Genomic DNA, 17,984 nt, shown 5'->3' with positions numbered 1-17,984 from the left:
TAACTCAGACCGTGCTGCCAAACCAGATTCCATAAAACATAATAACGCATCCAAACGAAGCAATTACTTTGACAAACAAGCTCAGCCTTGCTCCATAAGAATTACCAATCAATGATAATTTCGAGTAATTTTCAGAAGTATTATAACGATGATGGAATCGCATTATAAATCTGAATAGAGCAAAAAGAGAAATGACAAATAATTTTGAAATCAATATCGTCATGACAGAAGCAGGTATAAGAACTGATAGCGCCCTTGCACTTTCTCTATCGATCAAATGCAAATATTTAGATAAGCCCACAAGAATAACCACCAAAATAAAAGCACCAATCAGAACGGCGAGAAACTTTTTAAAAAAAGACACCCACTCCTTTCTTGAAAAGACATCCTTTCCATTCCAGATATAAATTAAAGCAATAATAATAAAAAAAATAAAACCTGACCATTTCATTTTGTAGTTATCTCCAAGGATTTAATCGCCGATCAAAACAGTAACACAACCGGTTTTGATTGTCCCTTCGCCGCCTGGCTGTTTAGGTGTTTGAACAACTTCATCATCACCATACAGAGAGTCAAAGAAGTCCAGAACGGGCTTAAAGGCTACTTTCAAACTTGCATCACCTTTAAGACCAATCAGCGCTGCGACTCCACCTGCAACCCTTAAATTCGCTGAGGAGTCTGTGGTCTCCCAGAACAAACTTCCTCCACCAGATAACCCCACAGAACCTAAGCTAGCATCTGCTTTAGCCTCGCCAGAAACTATGCCTAAGATATCAATACTTCCTGACACTTCACCTTTTACTCCCTTTGCTTCGGCTCCACCTTCAAGCGTAAATCCATATCGACCTTTGTTACCACTATATATTTCACCAACGGCTTTTGCCTCTGCGGTGCCAATAGTGACATCACCAGATACTCCTCCATACAAAGTGCCCTCTTTCCCTGCAGCAGCCGAGCCCCCATACTGTATGCCTGTCGCGGTCGCATTCGTATTTAGGCCATAAATATCATTACCACCTCCATATAATGAACCAGTGGCATTGGCAACGGCGACTTTCGTACGCATCTCTCCGCGTAAGAGATCCTGGCTTTTTAGGTTGCCCAGAGTAATGTCGGATAACGCAAAACCAGCCGATGCCGTATCAAAATCCCCATTGAGGTTTTTATCTTCCAGACTGGCATAAGCACCAAGTACGCGGGCATCGTAAATTTCATCATGTAGCATCCCATCTTCACCCGCCTTTTTTGCCAATGATCCGCCCCAGTAATGTGGCGCAGCAGGTTTAGAGCCTGATGACGGAAGTTCACCTCCGTCATTACAATGCGTTTTATCTCCTTTGCGTGCAACTGGTATACCATTGACGAAAACGGTGCCAGAACCACCGACAATTAAGCCGTTGCCATGCTCGGAACAGGATAACGTGTCGCCTTTTCTTGCTGCCGGAAACCCTCCGATAATCACATCCGGACTTCCTGATTGTATTGGACCAGTATGTGCGCTGATATCAATGATCGCTCTGGCGGCAGGCTGCCCCATGATTATTTTTCCTTAATAAGAAATCAGCTATTAACTTTAACCACAGCACCTTTAATATCCGTCAGGTTAGTTCCACTGATATTTATCGTGTCATTCGCTTTAAGTTCGGAATTTATTCCTCCACCCAGCTTCGTAATTTGCGTGCCTTTGAAGGAGGCTTCAGTAATACTTTCTGCCTTAAGCGCTCCCTCAGAGACGATAATTTCAATGCTCGAGGGTGTAATGAGAATATAATTCTCATTCACTTTTAGTTTAATAGAGGCTGTCGCTTCCAGCAGAGCGTTACCCTCTTTGTCCATGGTTAGCACAGTCTGATTTTTACCGACGTTTATTTTGTGCTGACTTCCTGTATTACTGGTTGAATTTACCCCTGTATTGACATCCCGGTTACGCTTAACCGTGACATGCTCATCCTGTCCGATAGTTTTTTTACGGTCAACGCCGACGTCATGTGTCTCACTATGTTCAATCTCTGTATCCATATTTTTTTCAGCATGAATCCAGATCTGTTCATGTCCTGCTTTATCCTCAAACCTGAGAGCGTTGGCATTATCTTTGTGTCCATCTTTACTACGGCTCAGAAAACCCATCTGCGTCGCCGCTGCCGGCAGCGCCCACGGCGGCATGCTCGCCTCGTTATACACGCGGCCGATGATCAGCGGACGATCCGGGTCGCCGTTAATAAAGTCCACCACCACTTCGTCGTTAACACGCGGGATCTGCACCCCGCCGAACCCCTGACCGGCCCAGGCGCTGGAGACGCGCACCCAGCAGGAGCTGGTGTCGTCGCCCTTCGCCAGCCGGTCCCAGTGAAACTTCACCTTTACCCGGCCGTAGCGGTCGGTCCAGATCGACTCGCCTTTGGGTCCCACCACCTTCGCCGTCTGCGGGCCGTGCGTTTTCGGCCACGGCGTCTCCGGCGGCGTGCGGTAGGTCACCGACGACGGCAGCACCGTGAAATGGATGTTGTGGCGGCTGTCGCCGGTATCGCCGCTGGCGTAACTGTTCTCGGCGAAGTCATAGGTCGCCGAAGTGACCAGGTACTCGCCGTTGTCGCTGAAGTGCGGCGCGTTGATGATCGAGAAGGTAAAGCCCGGCGCGATGCCGGTGGCCGTGCCCGACCCGCTGACGCTGTGGTGCTCGGCCTGCCACACCTCCTGACGGATGCGCGCGTAGGACTCGCCGTGGCTGTGGTCGACAAAATGGCCCGGCCAGTCGTAAACGTCCACCGAGCCCGGCACCGGCGACGCCGGGTTCTGGCGGGCCTGCAGCATCCAGGCGTTCGGCTTGCGGAAGTCGTAGTCGTCGGTGCTGTAGATGCCCGGCGTCACGCTCTCCGCCAGCGACCACTGGCTGATGCCCTCTTCCGTGACGACACCACCCGACGGGGTGACGTGATAGGCAATGGTCTCATAGCCCGGAAACGCCTGATGCTGATCCGGCGCGTCGCACAGCACCAGCGTATGTTTGTCCGCCTCGTGGCGGAAGAAGTAGTAAATCCCCTCCAGCTCCATCAGGCGGCTGATAAAGTCCAGGCTGCTCTCCTGATACTGCACGCAGTACTCCCACACCCGGTAGTTACCCGCCAGGCGTGTCTCGACGTTGACCGCGTACTCCTTCAGCAGCGTCTGCACAATCTGCGGCACCGTCTGGCTCTGGAAGATGCGCAGGTTGCGGTCGCGCTTCATCGGCCACAGGTCCGGCTCGACCGTCAGCTCATAGACCGCGTAGCGGGTGCCGCTCAGCTCCTGGCTGCGCACCGCCACCCGGGTGATTTTGCCGTTGAGGTAGCGCGGACTGAGCGCGCTCATCAGGCCATCGGTCGGCAGCGTAAAGGTCACCGGCTTGCCCAGCAGGGCGTGACGGTCGATGCGCGCGTCGGTGGCCAGCAGCTCGGCGGTGAGCACAAACGGACGGGACAGCGTCTCGGTGCCCGTGAGCGTATGGAACAGCAGGCCGTCCGCCGGCAGCTGTGCAGTAATGCGTGAGAACATAAGTAATCCCTGACTATTAACTGTGTGGATCGAGCAACCAGACGCCTTCTTCGCTGATGTTCAGCGTCTGCTGGCGGGTGCCACTCTGGCCGCTGATGGCAAAGGTGTAGTTACCCGGTGCCAGCTGCAGCGTGGCGAAGCCATTCACCGCCGGGACCAGCGCCTGCGGCTGACCGTTCACCTGAACGCGTTCACCCTGCTGCAGACGGATATAGACCTGAGCAACCGGCGCGGGTGGTGGTGCCGGTTGTGGATCAGGGTCACGCGCGGCGGTCTGCGCGGGCTCAGCAGTCTGAGCCGGGGCACTGGCAACCGTATCCGGCGGGGTCTCAACCTGCGTCGGTGGCGCAGCCACCGGCTGATTAACCGGCGCGACGCTGGCGGCAGGTGCGCTGTTTTGCGCGTTCTCAGCCTGCGCCGTCTGGTCATCACCACGCGACATCAGCAGACCGGCACACAGGCCGACCAGCACGCCCGCGGCCACCAGGCCCGGTAGCGCAAAGCGGTGTCCCAGCAGCGTTTTCAACGGCGAGGCGGGCGGGATGATCGCCTCCTCTTCAATCGGCACCAGCATGGTGCCTGGCCCGCTCATTTTTGCACTGAGTAGCGGTTCAGGCTCGCGTTCCGGCAGCGCCATCAGCACCGCAAAATCATCAATGCTCTGCGGACGATCTTCCGGTTTCAGCGCCAGCGCGCGATCGACAGCGCTAAGCAGCGCGGTGGAGTAGCCCGCCAGACGACGCTGCACCAGCGGCTGGTAGTTATCTTCGATGCTGCGCACTACGCTCACCGGCGGTGGCGCACCGGTAATCAGCGTATGCAGCACCGCGCCCAGCGCGTAGATATCAGTCCATGCGCCCTGCTCGCTCTCATCGTTATCGCTGTACTGCTCAATCGGCGCATAGCCGGGACGCAGCATGGTCTCGCTCTCATCCGACAGGTTGCCGATGGTTTTACGGGCCGACCCGAAGTCCAGCAGGATCGGCTCGCCGCTACTCTGGATCTGGATGTTATCCAGCGAGATATCGCGATGCAGATAGCCCGCTTCATGGATGGTTTTAATCGCCCCCAGCAGCGGCGGCAGCATGCGACGGATCCACGCCTCATTCACCGACTGCGGATGACGTTCGCGGAAGTTCGAGAGCGTGGTGCCGCTGTAGAACACCGTGCCCATGTAGGCGGTGTCGTTCTGCACCCAGAAACGCAGCACGTGCAGCAGGTTCGGATGGTTAAAGCGCGCCAGCAGCCGCGCCTCCTGGATAAAGCTGTTCAGTCCGGCGTGAAAGGTTTTGCTGAAGCGCTCACTGCGCAGCACCAGATTGAGGTCATCGCTGCGCACCGCCAGCGAAGCGGGCATAAACTCTTTGATGGCGATATCGCGCTCAAGCTGGTGATCCCAGGCGCGATAGACGATGCCAAAGCCGCCACCGCCGATGACCTCTTTGATTTCAAACTCATTGAAGCGGTAACCCAGCGGCAGGGCGTTGGGGACATTCAGGGGTTGATCATGTTCCGACATATTCGAAAACTCTCTGATGACTGGGCTTTAAACAGCGAACTGGCAGACAAATTCGCCCTGCTCACAACGCACCTCAACGCGGCGATAGCGTTCATCGCGGGCATGGGCGCTCAGCAGTATCTGGCTCATCTGCGGCAAAAGCGTGTTGGTAAGGATGGCATCGACCATGCGACCGCCCGACTCGACTTCGGTGCAACGCTGGACGATCTGGCTCACTACCGACTCGTCGATCTGCGCCTCAATGCCGTGGTTGTCGGCCAGACGACGCACAATGCGCGCCAGCTGCAGTCGCACAATCTCCGCCAGCATTTCATCGCTGAGCGGGTAATACGGCACCACCAGCAGACGGCCCAGCAGCGCAGGCGGGAACACCTCCAGCAGCGGCTTACGCAGCGCGGTGCTCAGGGCATCGGGATCAGGCATCAGCTCAGGATCGGCGCACATCGCGCTGATTAACTGCGTACCGACGTTTGAGGTCAGAATGATGATGGTGTTGCGGAAATCGATGTGGCGGCCTTCGCCATCCTCCATCCAGCCTTTGTCAAACACCTGGAAGAACAGCTCATGCACATCCGGATGGGCTTTCTCAATCTCATCCAGCAGCACCACGCTATAGGGACGACGGCGAACGGCTTCGGTCAGCACGCCACCTTCGCCGTAGCCGACGTAGCCCGGCGGTGCGCCTTTCAGCGTCGAGACGGTGTGCGCCTCCTGAAACTCGCTCATGTTGATGGTGATGATGTTCTGCTCGCCGCCATACAGTGACTCGGCCAGCGCCAGCGCGGTCTCAGTTTTGCCGACGCCGGAAGGCCCGCACAGCATAAAGACGCCCGCCGGTTTGTTGGGGTTATCGAGACGAGCGCGCGTGGTGCGAACCCGTTTCGCGATCAGCTCCAGGCCGTGACGCTGGCCGATAACGCGCTGGTTCAGAGTGTCAGCCAGGTTCAGCACGGCGTCGATCTCATTCTTCACCATCCGGCCCAGCGGAATACCGGTCCAGTCAGAGACCACGGCGGCGACCACGCCCGCATCGACGGCGGCAAAGAGCAGCGGCGTGTCGCCCTGCAGCGCAGTGAGTTGCTGCTGCGTTGCATCACGCTGTTCACGCAGCGCCGCATCCTCTTCGGTCACACAGCGGGCGCGCAGCGCAATCAGCGTCTCGACCAGTTCGCGCTCCTGCAGCCAGCGCTGTTGCAGCGCATCGCGTTCGGCTTCCAGCCCCGTTCGCTCTGCGGTAATCGCCTGCTGTCGGGTCACATCGCCCAGACCCACCCGGATTTCGCGGTCAATGATCTCCGCTTCAATCTCCAGCGCCGCCAGACGGTGCAGGCAATCTTCCAGCGCCGCAGGCTGCGCGCCCTGGCTGACCGCCACGCGGGCGCAGGCGGTATCCAGCAGCGCCACGGCTTTGTCCGGCAACTGGCGCGCCGGAATATAGCGATGCGACAGTTTCACCGCCGCACTGACCGCATCATCCAGCAGCAGCACGCGATGGTGTTTCTCCAGCGCGCTGACGGTGCTGCGCAGCATCAGAATCGCTTTGGCTTCATCCGGCTCCTGCACCTGCACGGTCTGGAAGCGACGGGTCAGCGCCGGATCTTTCTCGATGTACTTTTTGTATTCGGCCCAGGTGGTCGCGCCGATGGTGCGCAGCTGGCCGCGCGCCAGCGCCGGTTTCAGCAGGTTGGCGGCATCGCCTGTGCCCTGCTGACCACCTGCGCCGACCAGGGTGTGGATCTCATCCACAAACAGCACAATCGGCGTCGGGCTGGACTGCACCTCATTGATCAGCGCCTGCAGTCGCGCTTCAAACTCCCCTTTCATCCCGGCACCCGCCTGCAGCAGGCCGATATCCAGCAGCCAGAGCTGCACATCGCGCAGCGGCGCAGGGACATCGCCCGCCGCGATACGCAGCGCAAGGCCCTCGACCACCGCGGTTTTGCCGACGCCCGCTTCACCGGTCAGCAGCGGGTTGTTCTGGCGACGACGCATCAGGATATCGACCATCTGGCGGATCTCATCGTCACGCCCGGTCACTGGATCGATGCGGCCTTCACGCGCGCGCGCAGTGAGGTCCTGCCCGTACTGCTCCAGCGTGCTGCTACCGGCCGCAGGGGGTGCGCCAGCGGCATCCGCCGGTGCGCTCATCGCCTGCTGGGCTTCTTTGCTGTTGCTAAGCAGCGTGTCGAACTCCGCCAGCAGCGCATCGGCGTTGACGCGGCTGAACTGGCCGGAGATGCCCTTCAGCACGCTGGCCAGGTTGAAGGTTTTCAGCATGCCGATCAGCAGATGGCCGCCGCGAATGCGGGTCGCACCATATTTGAGCGAGGCGTAAACCCACGCCCGCTCGACGGCGCTGTCGATATGCTCAGAGAGGTCGGAGACCGCACTGGCACCGCGCGGCAGGCGATCCAGCGCGGCAACGATGTCCTGAGTCAGGGCCTTTTCATCCAGTGAAAAATGTGTGATGACCTGCTGTAAGTCGCCATCCTGCTGCTGCATCAGCTGATGCAGCCAGTGCACCAGCTCGACATAGGGATTGCCGCGCAGTTTGCAAAAGGCGGTGGCGCTTTCCAGCGAGGTAAATAACAGCGTATCCAGTTTGCCGAATAGCACGGCACGGCTGATTTCTGACATAGGGGGCTCTCTTCAATGAAAGACGCAGGCTGTGTAACAGGGAAAGCGGCTGGGCTAGCGCGAAGCCGCCTCAACCTCAAACATAAAATCTTCTCGATCCTGCGGCTGCGGCATCTGCCCCAGCCAGCTGGTGTAACCAAGTCGGGCAGTGCCGCCCAGTGCCACGCCCTGCACCTCGTCAGCGGCCAGGATCAGGCTGAGATCCCACTGCATTTCGATGCCGAGGTAGTGACGCACCCAGTCGCGCACTTCCTGCGCGCCGGGGGCATCCGGCAGAAAACGGGCATACTGCGCGGCGCTGAGCGGGCCCAGGTGCAGGCGAAAACGGTGCTGCACGTCGCGCACCGCCACGCCGAGAAATGCAGAAGCGCCCAGCCGGGGCATGTGACGTCCCGCGCCCAGCCGGGCCTGATCGCGACTGTCCAGCGTCAGCCAGTGCGGCAGGTTCTGCGTCAGCCGGACCGGCACGCCAAAGTAGTGGCGCAGAATGCGCACCAGCCCTTCGGCATCGTGGCCGTGGCGGCTGAGGTGACCCACCAGCATCAGTCGGGCATGAAGGCTGAGCGAGCTGGCCTGCTGCTGGGCCGGTAAACCGATGCCCGCCAGGCAGGCGAGATAGTTCAGGAAGCGGCTGTCGTCGGGGCGATCCAGCGACACGGTCGGCTGCGCATCGGCCCAGGCGCGATAGAACAGCAGCGTGGCGCGATGGTGAAACAGATCCGCAAACGCCGACAGGCTGTGATCCTGATGATGCACAATCCGTTCATGCACATATTCAGTCAGATGGGTCGGCAGCGGCCCGTTGGGACCAAACAGGCCAAAGCTGTAGATCGACAGCTCATGGCGTCCGGACTCTTCACGTGCCGTGGCGCTGGCGACGGTGGCGGGCGCAAACGCCAGTGACGGCGTCTGACCGATGCGCACCGATTCGAACTTCGGCAGCGGCGCACGGCCCAGCGGATAGCGCTGACCGCCCTGCGCATCCAGCCGCCGCAGCAGCTGGAACAGATCGTAGCGCCACGGCGCGGCCATCACTTTCTGCCAGAAATCATCCGGCAGTCGGGTCAGCCGCGGCAGCGAAATCACTTTTTCGCCACTCATATCAGCGCTTTCCTGCCCATGCGCGGCGGCCAGTAGCCCACTTCGCCGCGCTGCTGGCTGTTAAGGGTGAACTCCGTGAAGCTGTTGAGCGCCACGAGGCGGCCACAGACCCGCTCCAGTACGCTGCCGAACAGCCACGGGCTGGCACCCGAAAACGCCTGCTCATCCACTTCCAGCGTGATGCTGACGCCGCGCGCAAACACCACCGGGCCCGGCTCCGGCACGCGGCGGTTGACCGCGCTGAGCGTGCAATGGCGGATGCCGTCAATCTGGCGGGCAACCGGCGCTTCCGCGAGGTTGGCGTAGAGGCTCAGCAACTGGCGCAGGGCGGCCGCGCCTTCCCCGTCGCTGCTGTCCATCAGGCTGAGGTAGTTCATCTGCAGATGGCTGATCAGCCGCCAGGCAGAAAGGCCCTCGGCCAGCGCCGGACGTGGCGGCGTCGGCCCTTTGCACAGCTTCAGCTCCGATACCGGAATAGAGTCCGGCATCACGAAGTTACCCTGATCCTGCTGCAGCATCAGCGGCAGATCGCGACTGGTGCACATCACGTCGGCGGAGAGATAGCGCACGTCATCGTGCCACGGCGCGTGATGCTCATCCACCAGCGACAGAAAGACTTCTGAACCGATATAGCCGGTGCGCGTGCCGTAGCGTTGCGCCTGTTCTGACAGGGTGCGCTGTTCGCGGCGCAGCGAGAAGTAAGCACCGTAATCACCCTGGTCACCGCTGAAGGTGCTCCAGAACGGACGGAACACCTGCTCTTCCCGCTTGCCCTCTACGGTAGCGAACAACCGCTGCACCGAATGCACCTCATAATCCAGCGGCCGGATGTTATCTACCACCAGATGATATTCATGCTGGCTGTCACTGACCTTCAGACGCTCGGCGGTTTTCGGAAACAGATTGATGACGGGCGTACAGTGCAGCGCCAGATGTGTGCTATCGACCACGCTTTCCAGCGCGCTGTCCGCTTTGTCGAGCAGAATAATGATGTCGAATGCGGTGGCGTTGTCACAGCGGCGCAGAAACGGGCCGAGCTGACTCAGGCTGATAAACTGGAAGCGCGCCGGAAACGCAAAATACTCCTGCAACAGACGATAACCGTCGAAGTTGCGCAGATCGTCTGGCAGCAGCGCCTGCTCCGGCGCAAAGCCCTCCTGCTGCAGGGCCTCATCCGTCAGCACCTGACGCTGCGGCCGCTTCTCAACCGACTGCAGCACGATGCCCACCCGGTGCTGCATCAGCAGCTCCAGCAGTTTCAGCGCCTGGATATCCGGGCCGCTGAGAAACAGCATCAGGTCATCCACACTGAGCTGACTGAGCGAGGAGATCCCTTCACACGTGATGCGGATACGCAGCGCACTGACCGCCCCCAGACCACCCAATTTAAGTTCGCCGGAGGGCAGATCGCCGGGCACGCCGCCGAGAGTGACTTCGCTGATGCGCAGCGGATGCAGTATCACATCGTGCGCGGTAGTGTAGCTGCAGGTCACCCCGGTTTTTTTCAGGTTCTGGCTCTCCATCATGGTGCCGCGCGGCACGCGAAAGCCCTGGGTGATGTCACCCTTGCGGCTGTCCGGCGTCAGCTGAGCGATCGCCATTGACGGGGTTGGTGAGAGATAGGATGGCGCAATCATCTCCAGCAGACGCTGCGAGAAGCGCGGAAACTCCGCATCCATCTTCAGCTGCACGCGCGACGTCAGGAAGGCGAATCCTTCCATCAGTCGCTCGACGTAGGGATCTGCCACGTCGATGCCATGCATGCCGAGACGTCCCGCCACTTTAGGGTAACGCGTCGCGAACTCCGCCCCCATCTCGCGCAGGTAAGCCAGTTCACGGTTGTAATAGTCGAGCAGATTGCTGTCCATGATTACCCTGCATCCTGAAGTTCGAAATGGCCGCTCTCCAGATCAACCTGAGTGCGGAACAGAAACGCCAGCGGATAAGGCACGCACCAGAGCCGCCCTTTGATCTCAATCGACAGCACGTTGTGCAGACTAAGCGAGCCGAGATCGCTGACGCAGCGCACCTGGAGTCCCTGCGGCAGAATGCGCGGCTCGAAGTGCAGAATGGCGTTGGTCATTTTGCGCTGCATATCCTGCCATTCGATATCGGAGACGTTCTGCCCGGCCAGCGGCGCAACGCCGAAGTTCCAGACCGAGCGCTGCACCTGACCGAAGCCGCTGAGGTCCTGCTGCGCTTCGTTATTAATGGTGTTGAACAGCCACTGCAGATCGCGCAGGACGTGGCGGCGCAGCGTGCTGTGGCTGATCAGCATGCTGTTTTCCGCCTCCTGCTGCCTGTCCGGCGCGTTGTCGGTCAGGCGATCCAGCAATGAGGATTGCAGCTTGTCGCGGGCGGTTAGGGCATCGCGCTTTTTGCGCGCGCGAAAGCCGCCATGCAGCTGGGCATAGCCATCATTGTGTGCGCCGGAATCATGACTCATCGGCAGACTCTGTATTATCAAACGCGACCTGCTGCAGGCTCAGCAGCGAGAACTCTGCGCTGTCGCTGAGCCACATTTTTTGTCCCTGGCCGATAAACTGGTCCGGGTCGTCGCTCAGCGGCTGCCATTCGGTAACGCTGGCACGCAGAAAACGCTCATCCGCACCCGCCAGCAGCGGATAGCGCGCCGGGATCTGACACACCTGCTCGCTGCCATCCACCAGCTGCACCCGCGTATGACGCCACACCAGATCGGTGACGCTGGCGGGTGCCTGGAACTGCATCTCACGAATGGCGGCGAACGGGATCCAGTAATAACGGCCCTGATTGATCACTTCACACACCGGCCCAAAACGGCTGTCACCATCCATCAGCCAGCTGAAGGCGGTCGGCTGATCCTGCTGAGTCGCGGTGCCGGGATTGGCGGCCGCACGCTCCAGCGCGTCAGCACGCAGTGCGCTGCCGCGCGCGACATCGCCCGCGGTTTCGGCCTGCAACGCGGCCAGCAGCGTATCGCACCAGTGCCACGCGCTGCCCGGCAGCACCGGCTGTGCCACGCCACGCAGCACGGCGTCACGCTGCAGCTCACCAGCAATCGCCTGCTGCAACAGATTGACGGTAGGTTGCGCCTGCGGGCTTAACGCCAGCCAGGATTGCAGCTGCGTCTGCGCACGTGACCAGTTGCCCGCCAGACAGAGCAGCTGCACAAAGGCGGCGCGTAGATCGGCGTTCGCCGGATTGGCCTGAATCTGGCGGGTAACGTCAGCCAGCGTCTCGCTGAGCGTGGCGTTCGCAAGATGATGTTGTAAGGATTCCATGCAAACTCCTTTTGCGTCAGTTAAGGGTGCGATAAACCGCAGCGGCGGGATCTTTCAGTTCAGGGTGCAGTTTTTCCACCAGCTGCACGCTCAGCGTGGTATTGCCGCTGACCCACGGTGACCAGACTTTACGGACTTCCTGCAGACGTGCCTGCAAAGCACTCTCATCAGCGGCTTCACTGGCGGGCATCAGCACCACCACCTGACGGGTCGCCTGCCAGCCGTTAAAGCGGTTGCTGAACGGCAGAACCAGCCAGCTGTCCGGGGATTTCTCGTTACTCAGCACCATGCGCTCGCTATTAACCGTGGTGATGTGCAGTTCGGCGGTGGGCGACTGACTGTTCAGCCCCATCACCGGGAAGCCCTGCAGGAAGGTCACGCCGACGGTTGCCGGTGCGCCGTTGCCCTGCTGCGTCAGACGACTGTGTCCGCTGAGCCAGCCATCGGAACCGCAGACCAGCCCCTGCTTAGCCGGCACAAACATTGCGCTGCCCTGCGCCGGATGCTGCCACCAGGTGCGGAAATGGCAGCCGTCGAGCAGGCTGAACTGCAGCCATGGCGAGGTATCCGCCTGGGCGGCATTGACCAATGGGTCCGCAGGCACGGCAGCCGTGGCTGGCTGTTGCTGTGCTGGCGGCGCGGGCGGCGTCACCACGGTCTTCCACTGCTGCGCCCGGGCGGCACTGCCGGTAGCGATTTCACTGCCCGCTGTATCGGTCAGCTGCCAGTGCAGCTGCTGCAGCGGTTTACACTGCGACGCCATCAGGCCAGCCACCCGTGGCAGAAACTCTTTCAGCACCGACGCGTTTTTCTCACCCAGCGTGACGATGCGCAGGTTAATGGTGCTGTTACACCAGCTCGACAGCTGATTATTTTTGACGTCATCAATCCAGACATCCAGTTTCTGTGCCGGGGACTGAACGATGCGATAGTTTTCAGCATAAGCGTGCGTGCTGAGCAGCAGCGCAGCCAGACCCAGTAATCCATATTTCATGTTGGCGTTCTCAATCTCGCAGAGGGAAGAACTGCGCCGCTTCAGAGAGCGAGTGCAGCAAAGTGGTGTCCTGGGGCGATCCAATCCAGACGGCCAGTGCGCTGAAATTATCCTGCTGCCCCTGATCTGACTGATCGTTTTTGATGATTTGCTGCATCAGCGTCAGCCACTCTTCCGGCGTATTCACCATGTGCAGTGACTGCTGCATCTGCTCCAGCGTCACGCCGTGCCAGAAACCATCGGTGCAGAGCAGAAAGGCATCGCCATCCTCAATCCCGACCACGTCGCTGTAGCTGGCGTCGCGCTGCTCATCACCCATTCCCAGTGCAAAATAGAGCAGATTGCTGTTGATGCCTTCGGTACGATGTCCGGCATCTTTCATCTGCTGTACCAGGCTGTGGTCAGTGGTGACCAGATAGAGATAGCCGCGGCGGAACAGATAAAGGCGACTGTCACCGGCATGGGCCCAGCAGGCAAGATGGTAGTCGCGGTCGATGAACAGGCTGACCAGCGTGGTGCCCATCCGGCTGTGCTCGCTGCTGGCTTTCTGCTGCTGCCGGATAGCGTGATTCGCGTGATTGACGTAGTTGCGAATCGACTGCGCATTGAGATGCGCATCCCCATCAAACGCTTCCAGCAGGCTGCTGCGGGCGATGGCGGCCGCCCTGTCGCCGCCGGGAAACCCGGCCACACCGTCGCACACCACAAAGCAGGCGGAGCGCTTACCGATGACATCACCGATCTGATCCTGATTACTGGCGCGATCGCCCTGGTTCGACGTCGAGGCAATAGTGATATTCATGCGTCATCCGTGTGGGTTTGTGAGTCTTTGTACTGATTAACTTCCAGGTCATAGGCGTGCAGAAACGCTTCGCCAAACAGGGTGTGGAAATCGTCTTCGATCTCGCCCGCTGTCTCGCCGTAGCGCTCAACAAAATGCTCCCACAGCGCCGCTTTACGGCTGCCCGGCAGGCCGATACGGGAAACCGACCCCGCCTGACGCGCCTCCTCTTCCAGCTGCTCGGGATTAAAGGATTGCAGCATCGAGGCGATGATGGCGCGGATACCGGCGATCATGCCCAGCTGGTGTGCCTGCAAATCGATCAGCGCATCCCGCACCGCCTGACGCGGTGGCATAAAGCCCGGCATCCGGCTGCCGAACATCTGCATTAATACGGTTTTGCCCGACGGCAGCAGCTTGAACGGGTTGTTGGCGTCGTCGAGGATCACCGTCATGTCGGCCTTGACGCCGCGCTTAAGGATCGAGCGCGACGAGAGCAGCGCGACCGTACCCTGCGAGAACATACTGAGCATCTGACCAAACTGCAGCATCTGCTCGCGGTCAAACTGCGGCGTCGGCTGCAGATCGCGCAGGCCCATCCCTTCCAGCAGCGCGTCCAGCAGTTCGCCTTTCAGGGCCTCGCCGCTGCTCTGGCTGGAGGTGGAGGGCTGCACGGCGGCGGCATGCTGGTGACCCGAGGCAACCGGATCAATGCGCAGCCGCCCTTTTGGCGTCGGAGAAGGAGTACGCTGCACCGCCTGCGGTGTCGGCAGCGTAATGCCGCCGTAGTCGTTTTGCGGATTCACGGCGTCTGTCTGTCCAGACTCCGCCTCATCTGCCAGCAGCGTCTGGCGCGGAGCGTCGCCGTGAGGCGGGCTGTAGGCCTGATCGTCAATCTGTGATTCATCGCCGCTGAACAGCGGAGAGTGATTCATTTCGTTCAGGCTGACGGAGGCCTGCTCAGGTGAGCGTGCGGCAACCGGCTCAGGCCTTGCCTCTTGCTGAGGCGGCACATGCAGCGTCGCCGGTTTCGCTGGCTCCGGCTGCGCCAGCGGCACCGCGTTCCCCATCATCAGTCCTAATGGATCATCATGGTTGCGCACGTCCGCACTGTTCTCGCCGTCGAACAGGCTCAGTGGATCCAGTTCAGCGGCAGGCGTTTCAGCCTGCGGTGGCGTAGTGTTCTGCTGAGCCGCCAGCGTGCTTGGCGTGCGGTCGTCAAAAATGCTCTGCTGTGCGAACAGCGCATCGCCGCCGTCAAACAGGCTGCTGTTTTTGGGCTGCTGACCATAATCCAGCGGCGCATCGTTGATCAGCTGTGCCAGCGGATCTTCCGGATTGCGGTCTGGCATGGCGGGCGCGGTCAGCGGATGGGCATCCGGCATCTCCGGCACCGCTTTGCGTTTAGAGAGATCGTCAGAAATCGAAAACTCTTTCGCCAGGCTGTCCCAGATTTCGCTGGGGATGGCGGCGGTGGTGCTCGCTTTTTCCGCTGCCGGTTCGCGAGCAGGCGCTGTGGGCTGGACCGGCTCCGGACGCGAAACCGCCCTTTCAGCCTGCGGCAGCTGCGCACTGTTGAGATCGCTGACCAGCAGCTGATAATCATCAATGCCCAGTATGTCCCCATCCTGCAGCTCAACCTGACGACCGCGTTCCAGCGGAATATCGTTGAGCAGCACGCGCGTCACATTGCCACGGTTAGTCAGGCGACATTCACCGTTCGCGGTGATGTGCACAATGGCCTGCAGCCGGGAGAGCGTTCGGTCGTCATCCGGCAGCACCAGATTGTTATCCACGCCGCGACCAATGGTGCCGCCGGGCGGGAAGAAATCACAATGAGTTTGCGGCGGCTGTTGGCCGGGTTTAGTCGTTATTATCGTAAAGCGCATAACGGATTCCTGCGGTTAGCGGTTCGGCATCTATACCGCGCACCTTTCGGGGAAAGACGCGGGGTATAGGGAGCGGTGAGTTTTTAATAGTGGGGTTGGGTTTTTATATTATCGCTGGGCTGACTTACCTATTTAAACAGAGCGGTTAGGCAGCTTTTTTAAATAAGATTACTGCGAAAAAAATTAATCCCAATGAACGATGGGATAAAAATAAAAATAGACTCGAATTTAGCTTCCATACAAATCAACAGTGCGTAATCCGCAGGAATATAATTAACAAAATATTACTTACCTGAATTTAATAAACGCGATTACAGCGTAATGCAGAGAGTTATTTTATAATTAATGTCGTGCCCATTCTGTAAAGACTGAGCACGACAACGTAATCAGTAAGGCAGTTGCTTCAGAATAGCAGTACGCTCTTTGTCGATGCGGATAACACAGAGGCTGGTGGCAACCGCATTCGCATTGCTGCCTTCTTCAGCGGCAAAGGCTTCCAGTTTGCACTGACCGTCACGATACCTGAGCCAGCTGCGCTGCGTATCCACCAGCGTGGCGACATAATCATCAGCCAGTTTTTTCTGCGTGCCGTACATCTGTACAATGCGTTTTTTAGCTGTCTGGTACGCTTTGTTCAGGTCATCTTCCGCCAGCTTCTTCTGCTGAACAGTACACTGAAACAATGCACCGTCTGATGGCTGTTTTGCACAGGTATCTTCAGCAAATGCTGAAGCGCTTATGCAAAGAGAGACAGCGATCAAAGCCACTTCATGTAGTCTTTTCATACTTTTTTCAGCCGTTTTAATACAAACCAAATTTTTATCAACCCCGACTTTATCGGGGCTGATAAATAATTTTAAGAAATCATATAACGCTTAATTTTTTCACGGCATGCAAATTTCAACACTGTCAACAGTACTTTCACTATCAATGATAAGGTAGTAACTTAAGTTTTTTAATTCTTTGCTCATTAAGTTCTGAAGTGCACATATTGACGTTAGCGTTACTTAAATCACTTCCCTTATCTGCAGCATAAGATGCCAGCTTACAGTCATTCTCTCGATATTTCAGCCAGGCTCGCTGAGCTTCAGTCAACGTATCCATATATTGACTTAACTCTTTATCATCACCTTTAAAAAGTGTTTCAACTCTTCCTTTAGCAAGTTTATATTCTTTATTTAAATCAAGCTCAGTTTCATTTCTGTTTTTTTGGGCACAGGAATAAACTTCCTGAACATTATTACCTTGTGAGCAGTCCGTTGTTGCATAAGCAGGCTGCACCGCAAAAAAACCAGCTGCTAACATCGAGATAAATAACAACTTTTTCATACATCTCCCATTTCATTTCCGGCTTCGAAGATAACGAGCACGATTACGGCCTTTCTCATACTGTTGAAGAAAGCTTGAACTATCAATAAAATCAGCCAGCTTGTCAATATCATTATACATAGCGGCTTGCATGTTAAGTTTAAAACCAGCTCCCTGATAAACCAAATCCACCACGATATCTTTTATCGCCGGTTTTAATTCATCCCAACTCGTTCTTTCAGCTTTCTCCGCAGTCGCTGATAAATAAACCGATCTGGCCCGACTTACATATATAGGATAGATAGTTTCAAAAAGCCTGGCCTGCGATTCACGCGTAATTACACCGCACTCTATTTTGTTTCTTCTTACCCATAATTGCGCTGAAGTTTCTTTTTTAGTAGCACCTAAAGATAGCGCTCTTGCCTGCTGTTCTTCAACTCCAACCCGAATAAGATCCAGATAGACTTCATCTGAACTTCTTCCTCCCATATCATAACCCCGGCCAATGGTTACGCCTGACTTACCACCAGGCCAGTGTATATGCCGGCTAAAAAAAGGACTATGGGGATTATCATTACCTTCGGCATCGAAGGTAACCTGTCCGGCACTCACAGTAAGGCGACCAGAATTATTATTAATATTTTCTGATGGCGTAGACGAAGGGTTTATTGTATTGCTACCTGAAGGATTAGAAAGCGTATTCCACGTCTTGCCATGGATATCGACAACACCATCCGGGCGAGACATAAAACGGGATTGAAACTGCTTAATCGCCTCAATGGTTTTGGGTCCCATGCGGCCATCGGCACGGAGTTGTGGATATCCATTGCGCTGTAACAACTGTTGTACTGTTTTCACGTCGCCGTACTGATTACGGCCACCGACACCAACCGAGCCAGAAATACTCATTTACTCTCTCCGCACAATAATGTTGATTCAGAGAATCCGTGTAAACCGGCTG

The 17,984-nt window shown here is 57.6% G+C and carries 15 protein-coding genes; all 15 read right to left on the bottom strand.

Features of this window, described 5'->3' with window-relative positions; translation table 11 throughout:
- Window positions 1-4 precede the first annotated feature (4 nt).
- Window positions 5-451 (bottom strand): hypothetical protein, encoded by a 447-nt coding sequence (locus tag N1689_RS03870; protein WP_260057975.1) that lies wholly within the window; start codon window positions 449-451, stop codon window positions 5-7.
- Window positions 452-472: 21 nt separating this feature from the next.
- Complete coding sequence (locus N1689_RS03865) at window positions 473-1,537, bottom strand: PAAR domain-containing protein (protein ID WP_260057974.1); 1,065 nt, start codon at window positions 1,535-1,537, stop codon at window positions 473-475.
- 23 nt (window positions 1,538-1,560) lie between these two features.
- Window positions 1,561-3,531: a type VI secretion system Vgr family protein gene (locus tag N1689_RS03860; RefSeq protein ID WP_260057972.1), complete on the bottom strand. Its 1,971-nt coding sequence runs from the start codon at window positions 3,529-3,531 to the stop codon at window positions 1,561-1,563.
- A 16-nt stretch (window positions 3,532-3,547) separates the two neighbouring features.
- The gene (locus tag N1689_RS03855) at window positions 3,548-5,050 is read right to left on the bottom strand and encodes a serine/threonine protein kinase (RefSeq protein ID WP_260057970.1); all 1,503 of its coding nucleotides are present in this window, start codon (window positions 5,048-5,050) and stop codon (window positions 3,548-3,550) included.
- Between the two features lie 27 nt (window positions 5,051-5,077).
- Entirely contained in the window at window positions 5,078-7,687 is a 2,610-nt protein-coding gene (tssH, locus tag N1689_RS03850) for a type VI secretion system ATPase TssH (protein WP_260057969.1), read from the bottom strand.
- 54 nt (window positions 7,688-7,741) lie between these two features.
- Window positions 7,742-8,788 (bottom strand): type VI secretion system baseplate subunit TssG, encoded by a 1,047-nt coding sequence (gene tssG, locus N1689_RS03845; protein ID WP_260057967.1) that lies wholly within the window; start codon window positions 8,786-8,788, stop codon window positions 7,742-7,744.
- The gene (gene tssF, locus N1689_RS03840) at window positions 8,785-10,656 is read right to left on the bottom strand and encodes a type VI secretion system baseplate subunit TssF (protein WP_260057964.1); all 1,872 of its coding nucleotides are present in this window, start codon (window positions 10,654-10,656) and stop codon (window positions 8,785-8,787) included. The genes tssG and tssF overlap by 4 nt, the downstream gene beginning before the upstream one ends.
- A gap of 2 nt (window positions 10,657-10,658) precedes the next feature.
- Window positions 10,659-11,234, bottom strand: a complete 576-nt coding sequence (gene tssE, locus N1689_RS03835) for a type VI secretion system baseplate subunit TssE (protein WP_161736253.1) — start codon at window positions 11,232-11,234, stop codon at window positions 10,659-10,661.
- Window positions 11,224-12,051 carry a type VI secretion system accessory protein TagJ gene (locus N1689_RS03830; protein ID WP_222924154.1) on the bottom strand — a complete coding sequence of 276 codons (828 nt, stop codon included), beginning with the start codon at window positions 12,049-12,051 and terminating at the stop codon, window positions 11,224-11,226. The genes tssE and N1689_RS03830 overlap by 11 nt, the downstream gene beginning before the upstream one ends.
- Before the next feature lie 16 nt (window positions 12,052-12,067).
- Entirely contained in the window at window positions 12,068-13,045 is a 978-nt protein-coding gene (locus N1689_RS03825) for a hypothetical protein (protein WP_222924155.1), read from the bottom strand.
- 10 nt (window positions 13,046-13,055) lie between these two features.
- A complete protein-coding gene (locus N1689_RS03820; RefSeq protein WP_013357582.1) occupies window positions 13,056-13,847 on the bottom strand; it encodes a PP2C family serine/threonine-protein phosphatase in 792 nt (263 codons plus the stop codon).
- Window positions 13,844-15,715, bottom strand: a complete 1,872-nt coding sequence (gene tagH / locus N1689_RS03815; protein ID WP_260057961.1) for a type VI secretion system-associated FHA domain protein TagH — start codon at window positions 15,713-15,715, stop codon at window positions 13,844-13,846. Before tagH ends, N1689_RS03820 begins: the two co-directional genes overlap by 4 nt.
- Before the next feature lie 386 nt (window positions 15,716-16,101).
- The gene (locus N1689_RS03810) at window positions 16,102-16,500 is read right to left on the bottom strand and encodes a lysozyme inhibitor LprI family protein (protein ID WP_222924157.1); all 399 of its coding nucleotides are present in this window, start codon (window positions 16,498-16,500) and stop codon (window positions 16,102-16,104) included.
- Window positions 16,501-16,642: 142 nt separating this feature from the next.
- Window positions 16,643-17,044 carry a lysozyme inhibitor LprI family protein gene (locus tag N1689_RS03805; protein ID WP_222924158.1) on the bottom strand — a complete coding sequence of 134 codons (402 nt, stop codon included), beginning with the start codon at window positions 17,042-17,044 and terminating at the stop codon, window positions 16,643-16,645.
- Between the two features lie 12 nt (window positions 17,045-17,056).
- Window positions 17,057-17,932 (bottom strand): peptidoglycan-binding protein, encoded by an 876-nt coding sequence (locus tag N1689_RS03800; RefSeq protein WP_260057958.1) that lies wholly within the window; start codon window positions 17,930-17,932, stop codon window positions 17,057-17,059.
- Between the last annotated feature and the right edge of the window lie 52 nt (window positions 17,933-17,984).

It is taken from the genome of Pantoea sp. XY16, assembly GCF_025153065.1.
Lineage (GTDB): Bacteria > Pseudomonadota > Gammaproteobacteria > Enterobacterales > Enterobacteriaceae > Pantoea > Pantoea alfalfae.
This window is presented reverse-complemented; position numbering and strand designations above follow the sequence as displayed.

What these genes read in the sequence shown, in the direction of transcription:
- N1689_RS03870 (WP_260057975.1), bottom strand. Translation starts at nt 451, where the DNA reads ATGAAATGGTCAGGTTTTATTTTTTTTATTATTATTGCTTTAATTTAT.
- tssF (WP_260057964.1), bottom strand. Translation starts at nt 10,656, where the DNA reads ATGGACAGCAATCTGCTCGACTATTACAACCGTGAACTGGCTTACCTG.
- N1689_RS03865 (WP_260057974.1), bottom strand. Translation starts at nt 1,537, where the DNA reads ATGGGGCAGCCTGCCGCCAGAGCGATCATTGATATCAGCGCACATACT.
- tssE (WP_161736253.1), bottom strand. Translation starts at nt 11,234, where the DNA reads ATGAGTCATGATTCCGGCGCACACAATGATGGCTATGCCCAGCTGCAT.
- tagH (WP_260057961.1), bottom strand. Translation starts at nt 15,715, where the DNA reads ATGCGCTTTACGATAATAACGACTAAACCCGGCCAACAGCCGCCGCAA.
- tssH (WP_260057969.1), bottom strand. Translation starts at nt 7,687, where the DNA reads ATGTCAGAAATCAGCCGTGCCGTGCTATTCGGCAAACTGGATACGCTG.
- N1689_RS03805 (WP_222924158.1), bottom strand. Translation starts at nt 17,044, where the DNA reads ATGAAAAAGTTGTTATTTATCTCGATGTTAGCAGCTGGTTTTTTTGCG.
- N1689_RS03825 (WP_222924155.1), bottom strand. Translation starts at nt 13,045, where the DNA reads ATGAAATATGGATTACTGGGTCTGGCTGCGCTGCTGCTCAGCACGCAC.
- tssG (WP_260057967.1), bottom strand. Translation starts at nt 8,788, where the DNA reads ATGAGTGGCGAAAAAGTGATTTCGCTGCCGCGGCTGACCCGACTGCCG.
- N1689_RS03860 (WP_260057972.1), bottom strand. Translation starts at nt 3,531, where the DNA reads ATGTTCTCACGCATTACTGCACAGCTGCCGGCGGACGGCCTGCTGTTC.
- N1689_RS03820 (WP_013357582.1), bottom strand. Translation starts at nt 13,847, where the DNA reads ATGAATATCACTATTGCCTCGACGTCGAACCAGGGCGATCGCGCCAGT.
- N1689_RS03800 (WP_260057958.1), bottom strand. Translation starts at nt 17,932, where the DNA reads ATGAGTATTTCTGGCTCGGTTGGTGTCGGTGGCCGTAATCAGTACGGC.
- N1689_RS03855 (WP_260057970.1), bottom strand. Translation starts at nt 5,050, where the DNA reads ATGTCGGAACATGATCAACCCCTGAATGTCCCCAACGCCCTGCCGCTG.
- N1689_RS03830 (WP_222924154.1), bottom strand. Translation starts at nt 12,051, where the DNA reads ATGGAATCCTTACAACATCATCTTGCGAACGCCACGCTCAGCGAGACG.
- N1689_RS03810 (WP_222924157.1), bottom strand. Translation starts at nt 16,500, where the DNA reads ATGAAAAGACTACATGAAGTGGCTTTGATCGCTGTCTCTCTTTGCATA.